The 21862-nt window shown below is 63.2% G+C and carries 17 protein-coding genes; 3 read left to right on the top strand and 14 right to left on the bottom strand.

Features of this window, described 5'->3' with window-relative positions; translation table 11 throughout:
• Positions 1-93 precede the first annotated feature (93 nt).
• The 9 genes from FQ746_RS30800 to FQ746_RS30760 all read right to left on the bottom strand — a co-directional run bounded on the left by FQ746_RS30800 (position 94) and on the right by FQ746_RS30760 (position 8790).
• Positions 94-1095, bottom strand: a complete 1002-nt coding sequence (locus FQ746_RS30800; RefSeq protein WP_144113598.1) for a type II secretion system F family protein — start codon at positions 1093-1095, stop codon at positions 94-96.
• A gap of 10 nt (positions 1096-1105) precedes the next feature.
• Positions 1106-2152: a type II secretion system F family protein gene (locus FQ746_RS30795; protein ID WP_144113597.1), complete on the bottom strand. Its 1047-nt coding sequence runs from the start codon at positions 2150-2152 to the stop codon at positions 1106-1108.
• Positions 2145-3536, bottom strand: a complete 1392-nt coding sequence (locus FQ746_RS30790; RefSeq protein WP_144113596.1) for a CpaF family protein — start codon at positions 3534-3536, stop codon at positions 2145-2147. The genes FQ746_RS30795 and FQ746_RS30790 overlap by 8 nt, the downstream gene beginning before the upstream one ends.
• Positions 3537-3539: 3 nt before the next feature.
• The gene (locus FQ746_RS30785) at positions 3540-4781 is read right to left on the bottom strand and encodes a fimbrial protein (protein ID WP_144113595.1); all 1242 of its coding nucleotides are present in this window, start codon (positions 4779-4781) and stop codon (positions 3540-3542) included.
• A gap of 132 nt (positions 4782-4913) precedes the next feature.
• Positions 4914-6374: a type II and III secretion system protein family protein gene (locus tag FQ746_RS30780; RefSeq protein WP_144113594.1), complete on the bottom strand. Its 1461-nt coding sequence runs from the start codon at positions 6372-6374 to the stop codon at positions 4914-4916.
• Between the two features lie 41 nt (positions 6375-6415).
• On the bottom strand, positions 6416-7378 hold the full coding sequence (gene cpaB, locus FQ746_RS30775; protein WP_144113593.1) for a Flp pilus assembly protein CpaB: 963 nt from the start codon (positions 7376-7378) through the stop codon (positions 6416-6418).
• A gap of 91 nt (positions 7379-7469) precedes the next feature.
• On the bottom strand, positions 7470-7967 hold the full coding sequence (locus tag FQ746_RS30770; RefSeq protein WP_144113592.1) for a TadE/TadG family type IV pilus assembly protein: 498 nt from the start codon (positions 7965-7967) through the stop codon (positions 7470-7472).
• On the bottom strand, positions 7964-8464 hold the full coding sequence (locus FQ746_RS30765) for a prepilin peptidase (RefSeq protein WP_144113591.1): 501 nt from the start codon (positions 8462-8464) through the stop codon (positions 7964-7966). The genes FQ746_RS30770 and FQ746_RS30765 overlap by 4 nt, the downstream gene beginning before the upstream one ends.
• 152 nt (positions 8465-8616) lie before the next feature.
• Entirely contained in the window at positions 8617-8790 is a 174-nt protein-coding gene (locus tag FQ746_RS30760; RefSeq protein WP_144113590.1) for a Flp family type IVb pilin, read from the bottom strand.
• Between the two features lie 671 nt (positions 8791-9461).
• Between FQ746_RS30760 and FQ746_RS30755 the strand changes: the two genes are divergently transcribed.
• The 3 genes from FQ746_RS30755 to FQ746_RS30745 all read left to right on the top strand — a co-directional run bounded on the left by FQ746_RS30755 (position 9462) and on the right by FQ746_RS30745 (position 13990).
• Entirely contained in the window at positions 9462-11003 is a 1542-nt protein-coding gene (locus FQ746_RS30755) for a collagen-like triple helix repeat-containing protein (RefSeq protein WP_144113589.1), read from the top strand.
• Positions 11004-11572: 569 nt separating this feature from the next.
• Positions 11573-13273 (top strand): ShlB/FhaC/HecB family hemolysin secretion/activation protein, encoded by a 1701-nt coding sequence (locus FQ746_RS30750; RefSeq protein ID WP_144113588.1) that lies wholly within the window; start codon positions 11573-11575, stop codon positions 13271-13273.
• Between the two features lie 234 nt (positions 13274-13507).
• Positions 13508-13990 (top strand): DUF2147 domain-containing protein, encoded by a 483-nt coding sequence (locus FQ746_RS30745; RefSeq protein ID WP_144113587.1) that lies wholly within the window; start codon positions 13508-13510, stop codon positions 13988-13990.
• A gap of 126 nt (positions 13991-14116) precedes the next feature.
• On the opposite strand, the gene FQ746_RS30740 is transcribed toward FQ746_RS30745, so the two are convergent.
• The 5 genes from FQ746_RS30740 to FQ746_RS30720 form a co-directional block, all read right to left on the bottom strand.
• The gene (locus tag FQ746_RS30740) at positions 14117-14569 is read right to left on the bottom strand and encodes a transposase (RefSeq protein WP_144113586.1); all 453 of its coding nucleotides are present in this window, start codon (positions 14567-14569) and stop codon (positions 14117-14119) included.
• Positions 14570-14753: 184 nt separating this feature from the next.
• Complete coding sequence (gene zapE / locus FQ746_RS30735) at positions 14754-15851, bottom strand: cell division protein ZapE (protein WP_144113585.1); 1098 nt, start codon at positions 15849-15851, stop codon at positions 14754-14756.
• Positions 15852-15941: 90 nt separating this feature from the next.
• Positions 15942-17372 (bottom strand): dihydrolipoyl dehydrogenase, encoded by a 1431-nt coding sequence (lpdA, locus tag FQ746_RS30730; RefSeq protein WP_144113584.1) that lies wholly within the window; start codon positions 17370-17372, stop codon positions 15942-15944.
• Positions 17373-17543: 171 nt separating this feature from the next.
• Positions 17544-18827 carry a 2-oxoglutarate dehydrogenase complex dihydrolipoyllysine-residue succinyltransferase gene (gene odhB, locus FQ746_RS30725; protein WP_144113583.1) on the bottom strand — a complete coding sequence of 428 codons (1284 nt, stop codon included), beginning with the start codon at positions 18825-18827 and terminating at the stop codon, positions 17544-17546.
• Between the two features lie 125 nt (positions 18828-18952).
• Positions 18953-21814 (bottom strand): 2-oxoglutarate dehydrogenase E1 component, encoded by a 2862-nt coding sequence (locus FQ746_RS30720; protein ID WP_144113582.1) that lies wholly within the window; start codon positions 21812-21814, stop codon positions 18953-18955.
• Positions 21815-21862 lie beyond the last annotated feature (48 nt).

Raw genomic sequence — 21862 nt, 5'->3', positions numbered from 1 at the left:
ACGCAAAAGACGCGGCGCCCGCGCGCGCCCCGCTGCGCTTCGTGCCGCGCTTGAAAGACCAGACCGGATTACCGTGAACCATGATTCAAATCCTCAACGATGCATCGAGTTCAGCGACTTCGCGACGGCAAGCACGCCAGGCCCGGCGGTGACGATCATCAGGCCGGGCAACAGCGTAAGAATCATCACCCCGGTCATCTTCACCGTGAGACGGCCGATCCGTTCGCGCAACATCGCGCGTCGTGCGTCGCGCAGACGGTCGCCGAACTGCTTGAGCGGCTCCTGAACCGCGCCGCCGTGGCGGTCCACCTGCACCAGCAGGCGCACCACCGAATTCAGATCCTCGTTATTGAAGCTGGAGGACAAGCGGCTGAGCGACTGCTCGCGCGTGCGGCCCGCCACGAACTGACGCTGCGCGATTTCCAGTTCGCTCGACAGCACCGGCAACACCGAGCGGAAATCGCTGACCATCACCTGCAGACTCTGATCGAGCGAGAGCCCCACGCCTTGCAGCAAGCGCAGCAGATCGACCATCATCGGCAACTCTTCGACGACGCCTTCGCGTCGCCGGCTCGCCCGCCGCGTCACGTAAATCTTCGGCGCCATGAAGCCGACCGCCGCCGCCATGATCATCAAGGTCAGGTAAGTGAGGCCCGACATATGACCGCCCGCGAGCAAGCCGGCGGCGAGCGGCAGCACCACTACGCCGACCACCCGCGCGATCAGGAACAGACCGCGCGTGCGCGTATCGACGAAACCGCACTGTTCGAGCAGCCGCCGGTCTTCTTCCGCCACCACCTGCCGCCCGACCGGCGTATCGAGCCAGCGCACGCCCGCATGCGCGAAACGATCGAGCAGCCCCTTCACGCCGCGCGGCCGCGCGCTCCGCGCGGGCGCGCCGTTGTCGGCCCGATCGGGGCCGCGCGCCGCCGCGGCGAGCGCGGCGCTTTGCACGGCGCGCGCGTCGAGTGCGCGCACCAGCGTACGCTCGCTGCGTCGCACCGCGAGGATACGGACGATCAGCACGGCCGCGATCAGCAGTACGGCCAACGAGGCCAGACCGAGTGCGAGTGCGCCTACGCGATGAGCTTCCATCTTCTGTCCTTCAGCTCTTCAGCTTTGCCATGCGATGCAGCAGGTACGAACCGAGCACCTGCAAACCGAATGCGAGGTAGACCAGCTTGCGGCCGGTCGGGTCGAACCACATCGTCCCGAAATATTTCGGGTTGGTCAGAATCAGAAAACCGCCGATGCCGATCGGCAGCAGCCCCAGCACCCACGACGACAGGCGCGTTTCCGCCGACATCGCCACGAGTTCCCGCTCGGCCTGTTCGAGGTCGCGCATGAACGACGAAATACGGTCGAGCATCACGTCCGCGCGACCGCCGTATTTCACCGACAGACGCAGCACCGCTCCGACCAGTTCGAGTTCGCGCGCGTCGTAAATGACCGCCACCTGATAGAGCGCGCGATCGATTTCGACGCCGGCGCGCAGCATCCGCGATACATGGTCCAGACATTCGCGCAGCGGCGCTTCGGTCGTCAGCAAGGAAGACTGGAACGCCGCGGGCACGCTGTTGCCCAGCGTGATGAGACGCACGATGCCATCGAGAAACAACGGCAGTTGCCGCACGATCCGTTGACGCCGCTTGTTGATGCGGATCGTCACGAGGAAATAGATGAACGTCGCGCAGACGAACAGCGCGGCGCCCCCGGCCGCCAGTCCGCCGAGGCTCGTGGCCCAGATGCACAGCAACAGCACGACCGTGAGGGTCAGCAATACCGGCATACGCGCATTGGCGATGCCGGCCCGCGCCATCGCGCGTTGCACGATGAAATTGAGGCGAGCCTGCTGATAGCGCAGACGCAGACCCCAATCGGCACCCGCGGCCGGCGCCGTCGGCGCGATCATCACGGCTGCGGACGCGGAGGCCGACGCAGGACGCGCCTGCGGCGCCGCGCGCGAACCGCCGGCGGCACCGTTGCCGCCCGCCGGACCGGTCGCGGCAGCCGCCGCCGACGCCATCCGGCTATCCATGAACCGCTCGGCGCTCATCTGATCCTTACGCTGCGCGCTACGCTGCAACAGCAGCAGCGCACCCGCCGCGCACAACAGCGCGAGCGCAGCGAAGACCAGTACCGTGCTAGACATTGAAGCCCCCGCCGAATCCACCACCACCGCCCCCGCCAAAACCGCCGCCTCCACCACCGAAGCCGGCGTTGCCGAAGCCATTGCCCGCGACCGCGCCGCCCAGCGCCTGCCGGAACCGCGCCAGCTTCGGCGAATGCGGGTGAATGCCCAGCGACACCCAGTTATCGAGTTCCTCGCCTTCGGCCGTCACGATCGGCTCGTAGCGATACAGCTCCTGCGTCGCGATGATGTTGTCGGAGAGCCCCGTCACTTCGGTTACCGACAGAATGCGCCGGCGGCCATTGGACAGCCGTCCGATCTGCACGATGAAGTCGATGGCATTGCCGATCTGGCGACGCAAGCTCGACTCCGTCCCCTGGAAACCCGCGAAACCCGCCAGCATTTCGAGCCGGTAAAGACACTCGCGCGGCGAGCTTGCGTGGACCGTGCCCATTGACCCGTCGTGGCCGGTGTTCATCGCCTGCAGCATTTCCAGCACTTCACCGCCGCGCACTTCGCCGACGATGATGCGGTCCGGCCGCATCCGCAACGTATTGCGCAGCAGGTCGCGAATCGTCACGACACCCGCGCCGTCGAAACCGCCCGGCCGTGTTTCGAGCCGCACCACGTGCGGGTGATTCAGCGACAGCTCCGCCGTATCTTCGATCGTCACGACCCGTTCGGCTTCGGGAATATGAAACGCCAGCGCGTTCAGCAAGGACGTCTTGCCCGAACTCGTCCCGCCCGACACCAGCACGTTGCAACGCGCCGCGACCGCAGCCTGCAGCAGCGCGCCGACTTCTTCGCTATAGGTGCCGTTGGCCAGCAGATCGTCGGGACGCAACGGGTCTTTGCGGAACTTCCGGATCGAGACGATCGGGCCGTCGATCGACAGCGGCTCGATTACCACGTTCAGCCGTCCGCCGTCCGGCAGACGCGCGTCGACCATCGGATTCGATTCGTCCAGACGCCGGCCGATCGGCGCGAGGATGCGTCGCACGATACGCAGAAGATGCGCGTTGTCGGCAAAGCGCATCTGGATCTTCGCGAGAATGCCGTGGCGCGACACGTACACGTCGTTGTAGCCGTTGATCAGAATGTCTTCGACGGCCGGGTCGGCAAGCAGATCCTCGATCGGACCGAAGCCCGCCAGTTCCTTGGTCAACGCCTCGGCAATCAGGCGAACTTCGCTCTCGTTGATCGGGATCCGGCGCAGCCGCACGAAGCTGTCCATCTCCAGATCGACGAACTGGTTGATCGCGTTACGCGACCAGCGGCCGAACTCCGAGCCGAGTTCCTCGATACGCGTGAGCAGATGTTCGTGCGCCGCGTTCTTGATGTCCTGGAACTGCTGGCTATGCGCGAAGGAAGGCGCGTCGTCGGCAAATTCAATCTCTTTTGCCATCGTTTATGACCGCTTGTTAGAGGTTGGAATGAATCGTTTGAGCGAGCCGAACGTCGATTTGCCACGCGCGCCCGGCGCCGCCTGGCTCGCGCCGGCGAGTCGCTCGATGAGCGGATCGAGGGCGCGGACATACGGGTCGCGCGCCGCCGAATCGGCCAGCAGATGTCCCTGATTGACCGCCTGACCGAGCGCGACGCGCCGCTCCGGCAACGAGGCCAGCAACGGAATGTCCAGACGTTGCGCGATCTGCGCGGCCGCGAGGCCGAGGTCGACGTCGAACTTGTTGACGATCAGTTGCACCTTCGTCGTGTCCACGCCCTCTTCGCGCAGCGCATCGAGCACGCCGACCGCGGAGACGATCGACGCGACGCCCTGGTCGCAGACGAGCCACGTTTCGTCGGCGGCCTGCACGACGTGCGAGATGAACTCGCTATTCGTGAAGCCGCCGAGATCGACGATCTGCTGGTCGAAGAAGGCCCGCAAGCGGTTCAGCAAGCCGATGGACGACGAGTAAGACACCTCGCGCATATCGGCGAGATTGGGCGGCAGCGTGGTGATCGCGAGACCGCTCGAATGATGCGAGAGTGCCGTATGCACGAAGGTCTGATCGAAGCGGCGCAGATTGCGCACGGCTTCGACGAAGTTGAATTCGCTGCGCGTGTTCAGCAGCAGCGAACCGTCCGACGCCGGCAAGCCCAGATCGAGCAGCGCGGCCTGCTTGCCTTGCGCGACGTCGCGCCGTTGCAGCATCACCGAGAGATTGGCGGCCAGCGTGCTCACGCCCATGCCGATACGCGCGCCGAGCAGCGCGGTGACCTGGCCATGACGGCTGACCGGTTCGACCAGATTGTCGAGCACCTGCCGCGTGATGCGCAGCGCGTCCTCGGCCGGCGCCGACAGGTCGATGAAATCGCGCACCCCGGCACGCAGCGCGGCCAGCGCACTCTCCGGTTCGGCGAGCGAGCCGAGCGCGACGATCTGCAGCGTCGGATACGCGGTGCGCACCGTGCTCGCTGCCGCGCTCGCCGCGGCACCGCGGCCGCCGGAAAAGTCGACGAACACCAGCGACGGATTCAGCGTCGCGATGCGCTGCATCAGCATCGCGGGATCGAGCGTCGCCGACTCGACTGCGCCGACGCCGATCAGCGTCTGGCCGAGCCAATGCACGTGTTCGTCGGCGAGCGACGCGAACACGAAGTGGTCGGTGACTGCTCGTTCAGTCAATGAATATGTTCTCGCGTTCATGGTGAACATCCTTTTGCGGGTTCGGCTGGGGAGCCGCCGCGTCGTACTGCGTGTCAGCGAACGCGCGCGATTCGCACGCCCGTCGACTTGCCTCTACACCAGACCGGTATGTCGCCCGGGCGACCACCGGCGTCACTTCGAAAACCCGGGCGCCGCGTCGCCGGCCGCCACGCCTTCGATCAGCGAACGCCACACCGGCGCGTTACGCTGCTCGGACTGCTCGCCCGGCGTCGACGGCAAGGTCGCGCCTTTCGCCAGCGGCGAGACCAGATGCGGCGTCACGATGATCACCAGCTCCTTCTCGTTCTGCTGGTAACTCAACTGCTTGAAGAACGCGCCGATGATCGGCAGGTCGCCCAGCAACGGCACCTTCGACACATTCGACGCCGTCTCCCGGTCGATCAGACCGCCAATCACGAAGCTCTCGCCATCACCCAGTTCGACCGTCGTATCCGCACGCCGCGTCGTGAAGGCCGGCACCGACACGCCGCTGATGGTCACCGCGTTGGCGAAGTCGAGTTGACTGGCTTCGGGCGCGACCTTCAGCGCAATGCGTTGCGGACTCAACACCGTCGGGGTCAGCGTGAGACCGACGCCATACGACTTGAATTCGATTGCCGTGGACCCGAGCCCCTGCGGCACCGGAATCGGCACCTCGCCGCCCGCGAGGAAACTCGCGCTCTGACCGGACAGCGCCACCAGGGTCGGCTCCGCGAGCACGCGCGCGAGGTTGTTGGTCTCCATCAGGCTCAGGTTGGCGAACAGTCCGTGCGAAGCCGAGTTGAACACCAGGTTGAATGCGGACGTGATCGGCGAGGTGCTCGTCAGCGTCGGCGCGGACCCTGCCGTCGCCGACACCGAGGTCAACGCCGACGGCGCAAACGAACCGAACGTAAAACCGTTGTTCTGCTTGAAGAAGTTAAAGCCCGCTTCCTTCAGAACCGAGCGGCTGAACTCGACGACCCGCACGTCGACCTGCACCACCGAGCGGCTCGCGATCGTCGAGGTATCGAACACCGAACCGTCGACCGCGACGCCACCGTCCTTACCCGCCGCACCACCCTTGCCCAGCGATCCTTCGGCTGCCACGACGGCGCGTTGATGCGCTTCCATGGTCGACGCCGAGCCCGCTACCAATGCCGTGCCGCCGAGTACGTTGACGCTCGGCGTATCCGGTCCCAGCAACGACGCGGCGGCCGGCGTGATCACGGTGACGGTGTATTTCACCGGTACGTCCTGGCCGCGCTCCCAGACCATCAGCGAGGTCGTGCCCGCAGCCTTGCCGACCAGCAGCACGCCGCTGCGGCCCGCACCTTTCAGGATCAGCACGTCGGCGACGGTCGGGTCGCCCAGCGCGATGCGCTGCAAGACATGGCCGGTCGCGACCTGCTGCTGGCCACCCACCGTCAGCGCTACGGTTTGCGCCGTCAATGCCTGCTGCGGCTCGGCGGACGTGGCCGGCTTCGCCGCTCGCGCCTGACGGGTGTGCCGCGTGGTGTCGGCAGCGCTCGCAGCATGGCCGGCGCCCGGCACGGCCAGCAACGCCGCGCTGACACAGGCTGCCTTACCGAATACAAAAATCCGTTTTGTCATGTATTTATGGACGCGCGTGGCCCGCCCGCTCCCGAAAACTGCTACCAGGCGACCGTCTCGGCTCGCCCACCCCGTATCACTTCGATACCGCTTTTTGTACTGTTCGTCGCGTTCCCCGCCGTGCGCATCGGCGCCGGCGCCGGGAAATGCGGTAACGGCGCGATTTTCGCGGCCGGCGTGGCGGCGTTGCCCATGCCCGACAAGGCGTCGAGCGATACGCCGGCCGCAGCCTTCGTCGAGTCCAATGTCGAGTCCGGCGTCGAAGCCCCGGTGCCTGCGCGAGCCACCACCTTGAGCACACCAGGCAGAGGTGCAAACGCGGTGGCGTCGACGACGTCGTTATCTTTAGGATTACGCAACGCGAAGACGAGGCGCCCCGCGCTCTCGGCCAGCGTCAGACGGTCGACGTCGGCGACCGGCACCGCGAGGACGGCCGTGCGTACCGCGCCGTTCGGATCGGCGGCGCTATCTCCGCTCACGGTCGCGCTACCGAATGCAAGCACCTTGACCTTCGACATCAGCAGACGGGCCTGGGTCTGATCCACTTCGCCGTTCATGCCGCTGCCATCGCGCTTGAGCGTAAAGAACACGTCGACGAAATTGCCGGGCCGCAGGCGGTTCGACACCGCGTTGCTTTCGTCGACCCGTACCGCGAGCGCGCGCTCGCCTGGCTCGATGTGTTCCGCGAGACCGGACGACAGTTGCGATTCGACGACCGGCGATTCGGGACCGATGTCCGCGCTCGGCACACGGCCGACGAGCTGCGCCGGATCCGTGAACGCGCCGCTCGGATTGATCGGCAGCGACTGCACGCGCAGCGCGTCGGCGGTAATGGGTTTGCCGGCCGGCAACGGGTGCGTCGCGACGACGACCGGGAAACTGGCCTGCACCGCCGTGGAGGGCGCCACAGGAGCCGGACGGCGGCCCAGGGTCCAGGCAAAAACACCTAGCAGCACGGCGATGACGATCAATACGCCAGCGAGAATTTTGGTCAGGTTCGGCATGACAGCTCACTGCGTCGGTTAAACGATGCCAGACCGTGCGAGCGCCCGGACGAGCGCTGCTGGACAGGGAGGCGAAAGGCCGGCGCGTGCGTCACTGAAGGTTCTCCGGGTTGATCTGGACGGTGGCGGCGCTGTTCAGCGACTTCGGCATCGTCATGCTGATGAATGGGATAGCGGGCAGGATGGGGTGCGCGAGATAGTTGTAGCTCAACAGGACTCTGACGCACCACATCGCGTTGTTCGTTCCGCAAGCGGTGGAAGTGGACGTGCAGGTAGCTGTCGACACGAGTGAGGCAGTGACGGCTGCAGCTGCTTTGCACGCAGCCGCTCCGCGGTTGGTCAGCGCGCTTTGCACGGACGTGTTGGTCTGCCAGTTCAGCGCGGCGCGCGCGCCCTCTTCCGCGGCCAGCGTGAGATTCTGCTGGGCCACCATCATCAGGCTGAAGGTGACGATGGCGTAGACCACCACGAAGAACAGCGGAAACACCATCGCGAATTCAACCGCCATCGCACCGCGTTGGCGACGCGCACGGCGGGAACGATCGAACAGGCTCCGATGCGCTGCGACCTGGTTCACTGAAGTTTTCATCTCGGCACGCTATTGGACAGTTGCAAAAGGAGCCACGCGCAGGCCGGCACCGTGAGACATGCGCCATAGGGTGTCGATGCCTTGCCGGCTACCGCGAAAGTCGGCGTAGCCGAGCGGCCGATGACCGGAAGCCGGGTGCGCGTCGTGATCAGCAGCCAGAGTGCATGCAGACCCGCCGCCACACTGGCGACGATCCAGAGTCCGAGCAGCATATGGACACCGCACCATGCGCCGAGTACGGCGAATACCTTGACGTCGGCCGCGCCCATTACGCCGAGTGCGAAAAACGGCAGCAACGCCAGCAACCCGACCACGGCGCCTATTACCGCCTGGCCGGTCGGGACATTAAATGGGCTGTACTGAAAGAACGCGCAAATAAATGCTGCCGCCAACCCGGCAACGACTAGCGAATTGGGAATGCGCCGACTGCGGCAATCGCATATAGCGACCGCCGCAGTCCATGCGATAAATAGAATACTGGCAGCTGACAAAATCATAATGGACTCGACACGCGAGATAACTCAATGCGAACCGCATTAAGCAATTCGCATTGATATCAAATGACTGTTTTCAAGAGTTCACAAAGAGCCGGTCGGCCGAAGCCGACGCGCCTCAATTGCGCTCGTAGAAAATTGCCGCCATCGAGTTGTCAGCTGTGGCTGGTAAGGACCGTTGCAATGCTTTGGAAGGCAGTACTCAGACCGCCGGTGACGTATCCAACAGCTGTGACCAGTGCCACCGCCATCAGCCCCGCAATCAGACCATACTCGATTGCCGTCACGCCTTTGTTTTCTCTCAGGAAACGCTGCGTAAGCTTTTTCATTTTTGAACCCTCGGACTTGATTTGATTTCGTTCTATACCAGCTGCTTCTAGCGCCAGGGTTTACCAGCGTTGCGGACCGGCGGTCTCTCATTCCTCGGTCTCACGTGTTACGCCGTGCGCGCCCTGCCTTGCAGCCACCATCAGTGATACGGATTTTTATGAGCTGTCTGTTCGATAACCCACCTCCCTCAACAATCCTGATGCTTCCGCGTTTTATATCCGAACAAACATATTTAAGCAATTGTTCGATGCTGCGGGCCACGCACTGTATGCGTTTTAACCACTACTCAAGTTAACGACAATCTGTAGGCCGCAGCACATAGGACTAACCATAGGTTAGATTCGCCCCACTAAATGTTTGTTTGAACAGAACGTTTGAACCTCCCGTTTCAATCGAATCAGGAAGCCGTATCACGGTTGCGTTACGCGACACGCCGTAACGACGCCCCGGACTCGTAACGTTACGCATCCCGCGCAAACGTTTAGCCGATCGTTTTTAAAGCCGGTTATCTGATTCGGAACGCACTCCACCAATGCCCTGAAAACCATATTGCGTATGGCTTTTCACCAATCGCTCAAAAAATCTTTCGCGTTGCTCCGCAGAAATGGCATGGCTTGTGCAGATATAGGCACGCAGCACCACCTAACTACAGATTCAACTCGAGGGCGCCATGACCATTCAAACGACCAGCATCACTGTACGAACAACCCTGATCGCAGCAAGCGTTGCTGCTCTGCTCTCTCTGGCCGCCTGCGGCGGCTCCGGAAGCCTCAGTTCCGGCACGGGCAGCGACGGAAGCGGCTCTGCCGGCGGAACTCTCTCGACCAGCGGCGGAAGCGGATCATCGGCGTCGGGTGGCTCGGGTACCACCACCGGCAGCACCACCGGGACGGGCACGGGCACGGGAACAGGTACCGGCACAGGTACGGGTACGGGCACTGGAACCGGCTCGACCACCACGGCGACCTCCAATGCTCTCGGCACAGTGGCAGGTAATGCGGGTGGTGTGATCGACGGCGCGGGTAAAACTGTGTCGAGCATCGGCACGGTCATCGGCTCGCAAACGCTGCCGGGCGTCAGCACGGCAACGACGCAGGCAACGGGCGCCGTCGTATCGGATCTCGGCTCGGCGGTGTCGACGCTGGGCAATGGGGTCAACGCCGGGCTCGGCCAGCTCGGCACCGGCAACAACGCAGTGGGTACCACGGTCGCGAGCGTCGGTGGTGTCGTCGGCAACGTGGGCAACGCAGTCACCGATACCGGCAAGCTCGTGACGAGCCTCGGTACCGGCCCGCTCGCTCCGCTGTCCGCTCTCACGTCGCCGCTCGGCGGTCTGGTATCGACCCTCGGCGGCGCCGTCACCAACGGCGGCGGCACGCTCACCACGGCCCTGTCGACGGGCCCGGTCGAGCAGGTCACGCAGACGCTCAGCACCGCCATCACGCCGATCACTTCCGTCATCGCGTCGACGACGCAAACAGTGGGCACCGCCACCGGCCTCGGCGCGCCGCTGAATACGTTGCTCGGTACGCTCGGCGGCGGCATCGGCAAGGTGGGCAGCACGATCAGCAGCACCGGCAACAACCCGATCACGACGGCACTCGGCTCGACGGTGAACGCAACCGGCACGACCGTGGCCTCGGTCGGCGGTCTGCTCACCGGCGGCAGCAGCACTAACCCGCTGGCTTCGCTCACGACCGTACTCGGCGGTCTGACGGGCGGCACCAGCGCCAGCGGCACCAGCCCGCTGGCACCGGTCACGGGCCTGCTCACGACGGTGACGGGTTCGTTGACCAGCGCCACGGGCGGCAGCACCGGCCCGCTCGCACCGGTCACCGGCCTGCTCTCGACCGTGACCGGCACGCTGACCGGCGCAGCTAGCGGTTCCACCACCGGCAGCAGCAATCCTCTCGCGCCTGTCACGGGCCTTCTCTCGACCGTGACGAGTGGCTTGAGCAGCGCGACGGGCGGCACCAGCAGCCCGCTCGCTCCGGTCACCGGCCTGTTGTCGAGCGTGACCGGCGCGCTCGGCGGCGCCGCCGCAGCGACCACGACCACCACGACCGCAACCGCGACGACAGCGACGACCGCGACGACGACCACCACGGTTGCCGGCCTGTCGAGCACCACCAGCAGCAGCTCGTCCGGCAACCTGCTGTCGCCGGTGACGTCGCTCGTCACGGGTCTGCTCGGCGGTCTGTCGAAGAAGTAAGTGCCACCGACGATGGCGGCAAGCCTGCCGCCATCGAGGGATAACGCAAGCGCGGCCGGCCTGCTGCGTTTGCGCTACCCGAACGAAGTCCGAAAGCATAGAACCTGAGACCCCAAAAAAGCCCGGGAACACCGGGACCAAAAGCCGGGACATCGTTGCTCCGGTCGACGAAGACATTCGGCCAGGACAGCGATAAGAGATAGAGAGGAGCGCGCATGTCCACCCAACGTTTTTCGACTCTTCCTGCTGCCTGCCTTGCGCAGGTCAGTCACCGGTTATACAGAGCAGTCCGTTAGTGATGCGACATACATAAACCGATGCGTCGTGAAGCAAGACCTGCCATCGCCGTGGTTCGCGAGATCGTGCTCGATGACTCGTCCAGCATGGTTCAGCAGTCCGTGTCATCACATGTTCCACGTGTGTTGCATTTCGTGCTCAAGCTACGCGGAGCGCGTGACGTAATACAGACAGGCATGGCAGTATGCGTCGAGCCACACATAAGCGATCGCGATCCGCCCGACGAGGCGCCACGCGCGCAAAACAAGATGGGCAATACGAGGAAGAATCCGATGAAACTCGGGTACGGCAGTAAATGGACCGTCGTGCTCGCGGCGCTCGCCGCCAGCACGATGCAGGTAGATGCACGAGCTCAGGCTCGTCCCGCCGGCGGCGGTAATCCGCTGGAAACGCTGCCGCAAATCAAGGCGCCCGACCGCGGCCCGAACGTGACCGTCGAGGTCGCACCGCAAGCCCCTCAACTCCAGGAACTCCTCGCCCGCCATCTGACGCCCACGCGCGTACAGGTCGAGGGCGTGAAGTCCATTCCGTTCGATCAGGTCGCGCAGCGCTTCACGCCGCTAGTCGGTAAAGACATCACGATCGGCGACCTGATCCAGGTGGCGGACGGCGTCACCAAGCTTTACCAGGAACGCGGCTATGCGCTCTCGCTCGCGTTCATTCCAGCGCAGACTTTCGAAGGCGGCGTGGTGCGCGTGACGGTGGTGGAAGGTTACGTGTCCGCGGTCAAGGTGACCGGCAAACCCGGCGCGATGGAAGACAAGATTCGCGCGATCGCCGAGCACATCACCGCGGACCGGCCGCTGCGGCGCGCAACGTTCGACCGCTACACGAACGTGCTCGGTCTGCTGCCGGGCGTGAAAGTGGTGGCGAACGTCGCGCCGCCGCAGAACACCGACGGCGCCACCACGCTCGAGCTGAACGTCGACCGCAAACCCTTCGATGTGAGCGCCGGTATCGCTTCCAACCAGCCTGGCTTGCAAGGCCTGCTGACGGCCACCGAAAACGGCCTGACTTCGCTCGGCGAACAGTTGAGCATTTCGGCGCTGCTGCCGAAGGGTCGCAACAACGTCACGTATCTTGCCGCGCACGCCGCGGTGCCGGTGGGTACCGATGGACTGACTGCGAAGATCGACGCATCGCACTATCGCGGCAATCCGACCGACAACCCGGGTCTGCCCAATTATGTTCAGCGCACGGTGATCAACGACAAGGTCGGCGGGTCGCTCGTTTACCCGATTCTGTTGAGCTCGACGCAGAGTCTGACGGGCACGGCATCGGTGTACGCCTCGCATGACGAGGACCGTTATCACAACAACGATACGGGCGCGCAAATCGGCTTGCGCTCACAAGTGCGCGTGATGCAGTTGCAAGCCGACTACGCGAACGTGCAGCCGGGTCAGGTGCGCCGCGCGAGCATCAACGTGGCGAAGGCTTTCGATATTCTGGGCGCCTCGAAATCCGGCGACTCGAACGTGCCCGGCACGACGATCGTCAACCCCGCATCGATCAATTTCGTGCGGACCGGCGCGAGCTTTTCGCAAACCAACGAGTGGCCGTTGAAGATCGGCACGTCGATTTCGCTGACCGGTCAGTACAGTCCGGTATCGCTGCCGACCTCGGAGCAGATCTCGTTCGGCGCGCAGCGTTTCGCCCAAGGTTATGAACCGGGCGAAGCGTCGGGCGACTCGGGTTGGGGCGCGATATTCGAAGTGAACCGTGCGTTCGCACCGGGCTTCACGTATCTGCGCACGTTCACGCCGTACATCTCGTTCGATATGGCGCGCGTGTTCCTTCATGCCGGTACACCCTCGCCTTCGCGGCTGTCGTCGATTGCTTTTGGCTTCCGCATTTCGGATACGAAGTACTACAGCCTGGATCTGTCGGTGGCCAAACCGATCGGCGATGCACCGGTGGAAAGTGCGTCGCGTAGTCCCCGTGTGAACGCGACTTTCTCCTATCAGTTGAATTGATCGTCTCGGGTGGCGCGCCTCGATTAGAGGTTCCTCTATCAAACGGCGCGCGCAGTTTCCCGTATTCTGCGCAAACGATGTGTGACGGCCATACGCCGCTCGCACACCGGGGACAGCTCAATCGAACCTGAGAGTCGATACCAGGCGTCACGGTGGTCGCAGGACTCCGCCACCCGAGATGCCGAGAACACTGCGCGACCATGATCGCGCCGTCTTTAATCAAGGAGGAAGACAATGATTCAATTCACGCGACGCGCTCGCACACTCGCCGTTAGAACGGTCCGCCACGCCGCACTCGCCGGCGTATTGCTCGCCAGCGTCGTCACCGCGATGGCCCAGGCCGACTCAGCGGTCGGCACGTGGCAGACCATCGACGATCACACCGGCCAGCCCAAAGCACTCGTACAGATTGCCGATAACGGCGGATCGCTGAGCGGCAAGGTCATCAAGGGGCTCGGTGCGAACGACCAGCCCGAGCGCCGCTGCACCGCCTGCACCGACTCCCGCAAGGACCAGCTGATTCTCGGGATGACCATCATCAGCGATATGCAGAAGGACGGCGACGGCTGGGATCACGGCCAGATTCTCGACCCGGAAAACGGCAAGCTGTACAAGTGCAAGATGCACCTGGAAGACGGTGGCAACAAGCTGGTGGTGCGCGGTTATATCGGCGTTGCGTTGCTTGGCCGTTCGCAAACCTGGATTCGTCAGCAATAGAACGCTGGCGGGTTACGACGTAGCTTTAACTCAAGAATAAAGCGGCGAATAAAACGGCGAATAAAACGGCCGGCGGGCTTTGCCCGTTCGGCCGTTGCCGTATTTGAAACCGGCTGGAGGGAAGTGTCATGCCGCGTGTTTGAACGGCGACGACGCAAAAGCAAAGGGCGAGGACGGCAGTGGCTTGGCCGACGACGGAGCGTAGACGGCCGGTGCAACGGGTGGGAGCTTCTCGGCCTCTAACGGCTTCTGCGCGGGAGCCACGTGAATACGCATACGGGCTTCCATCAGACTGCAGAGTTCGTCGCTGGCGGCGCCGAACAGCTGTTGCATGACCCGTTTCAGTACGCCGGACTCATGCCACGCCTTGAAGCGCCGATGACAGGTTTGATAAGACGGGTATTTGCGCGGCATGGCCGACCAGGTGGCGCCGCTGTACATCACCCACAGCACGCCGTTCAGCACGGACCGCGTATTGGCCAGCGGCCTGCCGCGCAACTCGGAGCGCGGACGCAGTTCAGGAAGCAACGGGGCAACACGTTGCCATTCTTCGTCGGTGATATCTCGGTACGGGTTCATGGCTTCTCCTTTGTCAGATCCATGACAAAGAAGATATCCAGTCGTCCGCGGACGGCATATAAGACCAATCCGAATCTTGAAAATGCGGCACCCGACGCCGCATGCTCGGCAAGCGGTTAGCGGCCTATCGCAAAAGCCGCTTCGCGCCGTTCAATGGGCCGCCCTATCCGTTTCGCATCAGTCGTCAGGTTAGCGACGTATCCACCGTCCGGCGCGGCGCATCGAGATATTCCTTCGACTGCATTTCGACGATGCGCGACACGGTGCGCGTGAATTCGTTGGCCATCGGCCCGTCGACATAGAGTTGCTCCGGCGGCACCGCGGCCGACATCAGCAGCTTCACCTTATGGTCGTAGAACACGTCGATCAACCAGGTAAAGCGGCGCGCTTCCGACGCCATGCGCGCCGACATCTGCGGCACGTCGGCGAGAATCACCGCGTGAAAGCGGCTCGCCAGTTCGAGGTAGTCGTTCTGCGAGCGCGGACCGCCGCACAGCGTTGCGAAGTCGAACCATACGACGCCGTCCGCGCGTCGCAAGGCCTTCAGTTCGCGCTTCTCGATGTGCAGGATCGGGCTCTCGTCGGGGACCGCGGCGAGGCTCGAGAAAGCGTCGCGCAGCGCCTTGTTGGCGGCCGCGCCCAGCGGCGTGTGATACACCTCGACCTGCGCCAGCGTACGTTGCCGATAGTCGATGCCCGCGTCGACGTTGATCACGTCCAGCTTCGACTTGATCAGCTCGATGGCCGGCAGCATGCGGTCGCGATGCAGGCCGTCCGGATACAACGTGTCCGGATCGTAATTGGAGGTCATCACGAACTGCACGCCGTTCTCGAACAGCTTGTCGAGCAGACGATACAGAATCATCGCGTCGGCGATATCCGATACGTGGAATTCGTCGAAGCAGATCAGCCGGTAACGCTTCGCGATGCGGCGTGCGAGTTCGTCGAGCGGATCGGCGGTGCCCTTCAGTTCTTCGAGTTCGCGATGCACTTCGCGCATGAACTCGTGAAAGTGCAACCGCGTCTTGCGCTGCACCGGCGCGATCATGTAGAAGCTGTCCATCAGGAAGCTCTTGCCGCGCCCGACGCCGCCCCACATGTACACGCCGCGCGGCAGATCCGGGCGATTGATGAGCTTCTTGAGCGCGTTCGAGCGGCGCGACTTGTACTCGACCCACTCTTCCCAGCACCGCTGTAGACGGTCGACCGCCGCGCGCTGCGCCGGGTCAGATTGATAACCCCGCGTCTGCAGTTCTTTTTCGTAGTATTCGGTGACGTTCATCGTGGCGCTGCAAAAAGAAAGGCGGGAGGGATTGAACCCGCCCGCCTTGGTGGTAATGCCGAAGTGCTGCTCAGTCAGGCGTGCGCGTCATTACATGTTCAGCGCGCGCTTGTCGACGGCCAGCGCCGCCTCGCGCATGACTTCCGACAGCGACGGGTGCGGATGGCAAATGCGGCCGATGTCTTCCGACGCCGCCTTGAACTCCATCGCCACCACGGCTTCGGCGATCAGGTCCGACGCGTTGGCCGAAATGATGTGCACGCCGAGCAGTTCGTCGGTCTTCGCGTCGGCGATCATCTTGACGAAACCATCCGCCTTGTTGATGCCGAGCGCGCGGCCGTTCGCCATGAACGGGAACTGCCCCGTCTTGACTTCGCGGCCTTCCGCCTTCAGTTGCTGTTCCGTCTTGCCGACCCACGCGATTTCCGGTTCGGTGTAGATCACCCACGGAATGCAGTTGTAGTCGATATGCGGCTTCTGACCGTCGATGATCTCGGCCACCAGCACGCCTTCGTCTTCCGCCTTGTGCGCGAGCATCGGGCCGCGCACCACGTCGCCGATCGCATACACGTTGGGCACGGCCGTCGCGCAGTGCTCGTCGACGTCGATGAAGCCGCGTTCGTTGGCCTTCAGGCCGATCGCTTCCAGACCGAGATTGTCGGTGTTCGGCACACGGCCGATCGACACGATCAGGCGGTCGGCTTCGAGCGTCTGCGCGTTGCCGTCCTTGTCCGTGTAGGCAATCGATACGCTGCTGTCGGTCGTCTTGATCTCGCCGACCTTCACGCCGACGTGGATGTCCAGACCCTGCTTCTTGAACTGCTTGGCGGCTTCCTTCGCGAGCGCCTGGTCGGCGGCACCGAGGAATTCCGGCAGGGCTTCGAGCACGGTCACGTCCGCGCCCAGACGGCGCCACACCGAACCGAGTTCCAGACCGATCACGCCCGCGCCGATCACGGCGAGTTTCTTCGGCGTGGATTCGAAGCTCAGTGCGCCTTCGTTGTCGGCGACGATCTTGTTGTCGACTGGAATGTTCGGCAGATGACGCGCCTTCGAGCCCGTCGCGATGATCACGTTCTTGGCCGTGACCGTTTCGGTTTCGCCTTCGCCGCTCACTTCGATCTGCACGCCGGCGTCCGTCTTGCCGGTGAACTTGCCGTGGCCCTTGAGCCACGTGATCTTGTTCTTGCGGAACAGGAATTCGATGCCCTTGGTCATCTTTTCGACGATGCCTTCCTTGCGGGCCATCATCTTCGAGATGTCGACCTTCACGTCCGACACGGTAATGCCGTGGTCCGCGAGGTGATGCGAGGTGTTTTCAAACTCTTCCGACGACGCGAGCAGCGCCTTCGACGGAATACAACCCACGTTCAGACACGTGCCGCCGAGCTTCAGCGCGCCGGCCGGGTTCTTCCATTTTTCGATACATGCAACCGTCTTGCCGAGCTGGGCGGCGCGAATAGCCGCGATATAGCCGCCAGGGCCTGCGCCGATCACGACGACGTCAAATTCTTTGGACATGACAATCCTTTGGATGACGGGACGACACGCAGCCGCGCTTCGCGGCGCGCGTCGTTCCTGTACTGCGGAATGCTGGATGCTGGGTGCTTGCGTAGTACCGCGTGGTGCTTCGCGTGGTACTCATATGGCGCCGGCTCGTGCAATGACAAGCCGGCGCCAGCGGACCCGTAATTACAGGTCGAGCAGCAGACGGGCCGGATCTTCCAGCGCGTCCTTCATGGCGACCAGCGACAGCACGGCTTCGCGACCGTCGATGATGCGGTGGTCGTACGACAGCGCGAGGTAGTTCATCGGACGGATCACGATCTGGCCGTTTTCGACCACGGCGCGTTCCTTGGTCGCGTGCACGCCCAGAATCGCGGACTGCGGCGGGTTGATGATCGGGGTCGACAGCATCGAGCCGAACACACCGCCATTCGAGATCGAGAACGTACCGCCGGTCATTTCTTCAATCGACAGCTTGCCGTCCTTGGCCTTCTGGCCGAACTCGGCAATCTTCTTTTCGATGTCGGCGAGGCTCAGCTGGTCGGCGTTGCGCAGGATAGGCACCACCAGACCGCGCGGCGAACCGACCGCGATACCGATGTCGAAGTAACCGTGATAAACGATGTCGTTACCGTCGATGGATGCGTTCACGAGCGGGAACTTCTTCAGCGCGTGAACCGCCGCCTTCACGAAGAACGACATGAAGCCCAGCTTCACGCCGTGTTCCTTTTCGAACTTGTCCTTGTACTTGTTGCGCAGGTCCATGACCGGCGCCATGTTCACTTCGTTGAACGTCGTGAGAATGGCGTTGGTTTGCTGCGATTCGAGCAGACGCTCGGCGATACGCGCACGCAGACGCGACATCGGCACGCGTTGTTCCGGACGGTCCTTGAGCCACTGGTCGGCGGATGCCGGTGCCTTGACGTCCGGAAGCGACGGCTTGGCCGCCTTCGGTGCGGCGGCCGGTGCGGGAGCCGCAGCCTTTGCAGCCGGTGCGCCGGCGGTCAGCACGTCGCCCTTGGTGATGCGGCCGTCGCGGCCCGTGCCGGACACGTCGCCCGCGCCCAGACCCTTCTCGGCCATCAGCTTGCCGGCCGCCGGCGATGCGGAGTTGTTCGTGCCCGTTGCAGCGGCAGCCTGGGCAGCCGGTGCCGGTGCGGCGGCCGGAGCCGGCGCTGCTTCGGGAGCCGGCTTCACTTCGGCTTCGACCGCAGCTTCGCCTGCCTTGCCCTCGGTGTCGATCTTGGCGATGACCTGGTCGGCCGTGACGGTGTCGCCGTCGTTCGCGATGATCTGTGCGAGCACGCCGGCGGACGGTGCCGGCACTTCGAGCACGACCTTGTCGGTCTCGATTTCGATGAGAATTTCGTCGACTGCGACAGCCTCGCCGGGCTTCTTCTTCCACTGCAACATCGTGGCTTCCGAGACCGACTCGGAAAGCTGGGGAACCTTGACTTCAACAATAGCCATTATGAATATCTTCCTGGATGCGTATCGGGTGACGGCGCGGTGAACGACGACCGCCTTCGAACCTCGGTGCCCCGTTAAAGCGGCACGGGAAAGCGCGCTGCGCTTCCCCGGTTCGGTTGTGATGTTTATTTGGCGATCGACGAGCTCTTGAGGCGGCCGAACGCGCCTTCGACCAGCGCCTTCTGCTGCTCGTAGTGCTTCGCGTAATAGCCGACTGCCGGCGAAGCCGAAGCCGGACGGCCGCTGTACGCCAGCTTCTGTCCGTCCTTCATGCCTTCCTTCAGGTGATGCTCGATGTAGAACCACGGGCCCTGATTCTGCGGCTCGTCCTGCACCCAGACCACTTCCGTCGCGTTGTCGTACTTCTTGATTTCCGTTTCAAACTGCTTGTGTGCGAACGGATAGAGCTGTTCGATACGGACGATTGCGACGTCGTTCGCCTTCGTTTCGCGACGATGCGCGAGCAGGTCGTAATACACGCGACCCGAGCACACCACGACGCGCTTGACCTTCTTCGCGTCGATGGTGTCGTCGACTTCGCCGATCACCGGCTGGAACGAACCCTTGGCCAGTTCCGACAGATCCGACACGGCTTCCTTGTGACGCAGCAGCGACTTCGGCGTGGCGACGATCAGCGGCTTGCGGAACAGGCGGATCATCTGACGGCGCAGCAGGTGGAAAATCTGCGCCGGCGTGGTCGGCTGAACGACCTGCATGTTGTGGTCTGCGCACAGTTGCAGGAAACGCTCGATACGTGCCGACGAGTGCTCCGGACCCTGACCTTCGTAGCCGTGTGGCAGCAGCATCGTAAGACCCGACACGCGGCCCCACTTCACTTCGCCCGACGAGATGAACTGGTCGATCACGACTTGCGCGCCGTTCACGAAGTCGCCGAACTGCGCTTCCCACGCGACGAACGTATTCGGCTCGGCGGTCGAGTAACCGTATTCGAAGCCCAGCACCGCTTCTTCCGACAGCACCGAGTCGATCACGTTGAACTTTGCCTGACCTTCGGCAATGTTCTGCAGCGGCACGTACGTGCCGTCGTTCCAGCGTTCGCGGTTCTGATCGTGCAGCACCGCGTGACGATGCGTGAACGTGCCGCGGCCCGAATCCTGACCGGTCAGACGCACGGCGTAACCGGACGCGACCAGCGAGGCGAACGCGAGATGCTCGCCCATGCCCCAGTCGAGCTTCGCGTCGCCACGGCCCATCGCGCGACGGTCGTTGATGACGCGCTCGACCAGCGGGTGAACCTTGAAGTTTTCCGGAATCGTGGTGATGCGCTCGGCAAGGCGCTTGAGTTCGGCGAGCGGCACGGCCGTGTCCGCTGCGTCGGTCCACTTGCGGTTCAGGAACGGAACCCAGTCCACCGCGTACTTGCTCTTGTAGTTCGAGAGCACCGGGTCGACTGTGTGATGACCTTCGTCCATGGCCTTGCGATACGCCTTGACGAATTCGTCGCCCTGTTCCGCGGTGATCACGCCTTGCTGCACCAGCTTTTCAGCGTACAGTGCGCGCGTGCCCGGGTGCTTGGCGATGGTCTTGTACATCAGCGGCTGCGTGACGGCCGGCGTGTCCTGCTCGTTGTGACCCAGCTTGCGGAAACAGACGATGTCGACCACGACGTCCTTGTGGAACTGCATCCGGAAGTCGATAGCCAGTTGCGTGGCCAGAACGACTGCTTCGGGATCGTCGCCGTTCACGTGCAGCACCGGCGCTTCGATCATCTTGACGACGTCCGAGCAATACAACGTGGAGCGCGAGTCGCGCGGGTCCGACGTCGTGAAACCGATCTGGTTGTTGATGACGATGTGCAGCGTGCCGTGCGTGCCGTAACCGCGCGTTTGCGCAAGGTTCAGCGTTTCCATCACGACGCCCTGGCCGGCGAAAGCCGCGTCGCCGTGGATCTGTACCGGCAGCACTTGCAGGCCGCTGTCGTCGCCGCGACGGTCCATCCGGGCCTTCGCCGAACCTTCGACCACCGGGTTGACGATTTCGAGGTGCGACGGGTTGAACGCGAGCGACAGGTGAACCGGGCCGCCGTCGGTCGAAACGTCCGACGAGAAACCCTTGTGATACTTCACGTCGCCGGCCGGCAGGTCGTCGACGTGTTTGCCTTCGAATTCGGCAAACAGGTCCGCCGGCATCTTGCCGAGCGTATTGACCAGCACGTTCAGACGGCCACGGTGGGCCATGCCGATGACGATTTCCTGCACGCCGTTCGCGCCGCCGTGACGCACGACTTCGTCCATCGACGCGATGAAGCTTTCGCCGCCTTCGAGCGAGAAACGCTTCTGGCCGACGTATTTTGTGTGCAGGAAGCGCTCGAGGCCTTCAGCGGCCGTCAGGCGATTCAGGATGTGCTTTTTCTTCTCGTTCGAGAAACTCGGCGTGGAACGCGTCGACTCGAGCTTTTCTTTCCACCAGCGCTTCTGCTCCGGGTCGCTGAGGTACATGTACTCGACACCGATCGTGCCGCAATACGTGTCACGCAACGCCTTGACGATCTCGCGCAGCGACGCACGCTCGAATCCGAAATACAGATTCGTGGCGCTGAACTCCTGGTCCATGTCGGCTTCGGTGAAGTCGTAGAACGCGGGTTCGAGTTCGGGGATTGCGGGACGTTCGCGGCGCTTCAGGGGATCGAGATTGGCCCATTGCGAGCCGAGGAAGCGATATGCGCCGATGAGAGACTGCACATAAACCTGCTTGCGCGCAGTAGCGAGATCTTCGCCGCCGCCTGCCGTACGCGGAATGAAAGCATTCGCCTTCGCGCGCTGGGCAAAAGATTCGACGATCGGGCCATGGGCCACGTCGTTGGCATTCGTACCATCCGATGCGGGGACGTTCTGCAACGCATCGAAATAGCTGCGCCAGTTCTCGGGCACTGACGCCGGATTGTCGAGATACGCTTCGTACATTTCTTCAACGTACGGAGCATTGCCGCCGAACAGATAGGAGTTCGACTGGAATTGCTTCATCATTTTTACGCTCACCTTTCTTCGAGTTTCTCGAGAAATAGCGGGTTACAG

This window comes from Paraburkholderia sp. BCC1886, from assembly GCF_900996245.1.
In the GTDB taxonomy this organism is placed as follows: domain Bacteria; phylum Pseudomonadota; class Gammaproteobacteria; order Burkholderiales; family Burkholderiaceae; genus Paraburkholderia.
Note: the sequence above shows the minus strand (reverse complement) of the source record. Positions and strands in the feature narration are given on the sequence as shown.

What these genes read in the sequence shown, in the direction of transcription:
- FQ746_RS30800 (WP_144113598.1), bottom strand. Translation starts at nt 1,095, where the DNA reads ATGGAAGCTCATCGCGTAGGCGCACTCGCACTCGGTCTGGCCTCGTTG.
- FQ746_RS30795 (WP_144113597.1), bottom strand. Translation starts at nt 2,152, where the DNA reads ATGTCTAGCACGGTACTGGTCTTCGCTGCGCTCGCGCTGTTGTGCGCG.
- FQ746_RS30790 (WP_144113596.1), bottom strand. Translation starts at nt 3,536, where the DNA reads ATGGCAAAAGAGATTGAATTTGCCGACGACGCGCCTTCCTTCGCGCAT.
- FQ746_RS30785 (WP_144113595.1), bottom strand. Translation starts at nt 4,781, where the DNA reads ATGAACGCGAGAACATATTCATTGACTGAACGAGCAGTCACCGACCAC.
- FQ746_RS30780 (WP_144113594.1), bottom strand. Translation starts at nt 6,374, where the DNA reads ATGACAAAACGGATTTTTGTATTCGGTAAGGCAGCCTGTGTCAGCGCG.
- cpaB (WP_144113593.1), bottom strand. Translation starts at nt 7,378, where the DNA reads ATGCCGAACCTGACCAAAATTCTCGCTGGCGTATTGATCGTCATCGCC.
- FQ746_RS30770 (WP_144113592.1), bottom strand. Translation starts at nt 7,967, where the DNA reads ATGAAAACTTCAGTGAACCAGGTCGCAGCGCATCGGAGCCTGTTCGAT.
- FQ746_RS30765 (WP_144113591.1), bottom strand. Translation starts at nt 8,464, where the DNA reads ATGATTTTGTCAGCTGCCAGTATTCTATTTATCGCATGGACTGCGGCG.
- FQ746_RS30760 (WP_144113590.1), bottom strand. Translation starts at nt 8,790, where the DNA reads ATGAAAAAGCTTACGCAGCGTTTCCTGAGAGAAAACAAAGGCGTGACG.
- FQ746_RS30755 (WP_144113589.1), top strand. Translation starts at nt 9,462, where the DNA reads ATGACCATTCAAACGACCAGCATCACTGTACGAACAACCCTGATCGCA.
- FQ746_RS30750 (WP_144113588.1), top strand. Translation starts at nt 11,573, where the DNA reads ATGAAACTCGGGTACGGCAGTAAATGGACCGTCGTGCTCGCGGCGCTC.
- FQ746_RS30745 (WP_144113587.1), top strand. Translation starts at nt 13,508, where the DNA reads ATGATTCAATTCACGCGACGCGCTCGCACACTCGCCGTTAGAACGGTC.
- FQ746_RS30740 (WP_144113586.1), bottom strand. Translation starts at nt 14,569, where the DNA reads ATGAACCCGTACCGAGATATCACCGACGAAGAATGGCAACGTGTTGCC.
- zapE (WP_144113585.1), bottom strand. Translation starts at nt 15,851, where the DNA reads ATGAACGTCACCGAATACTACGAAAAAGAACTGCAGACGCGGGGTTAT.
- lpdA (WP_144113584.1), bottom strand. Translation starts at nt 17,372, where the DNA reads ATGTCCAAAGAATTTGACGTCGTCGTGATCGGCGCAGGCCCTGGCGGC.
- odhB (WP_144113583.1), bottom strand. Translation starts at nt 18,827, where the DNA reads ATGGCTATTGTTGAAGTCAAGGTTCCCCAGCTTTCCGAGTCGGTCTCG.
- FQ746_RS30720 (WP_144113582.1), bottom strand. Translation starts at nt 21,814, where the DNA reads ATGATGAAGCAATTCCAGTCGAACTCCTATCTGTTCGGCGGCAATGCT.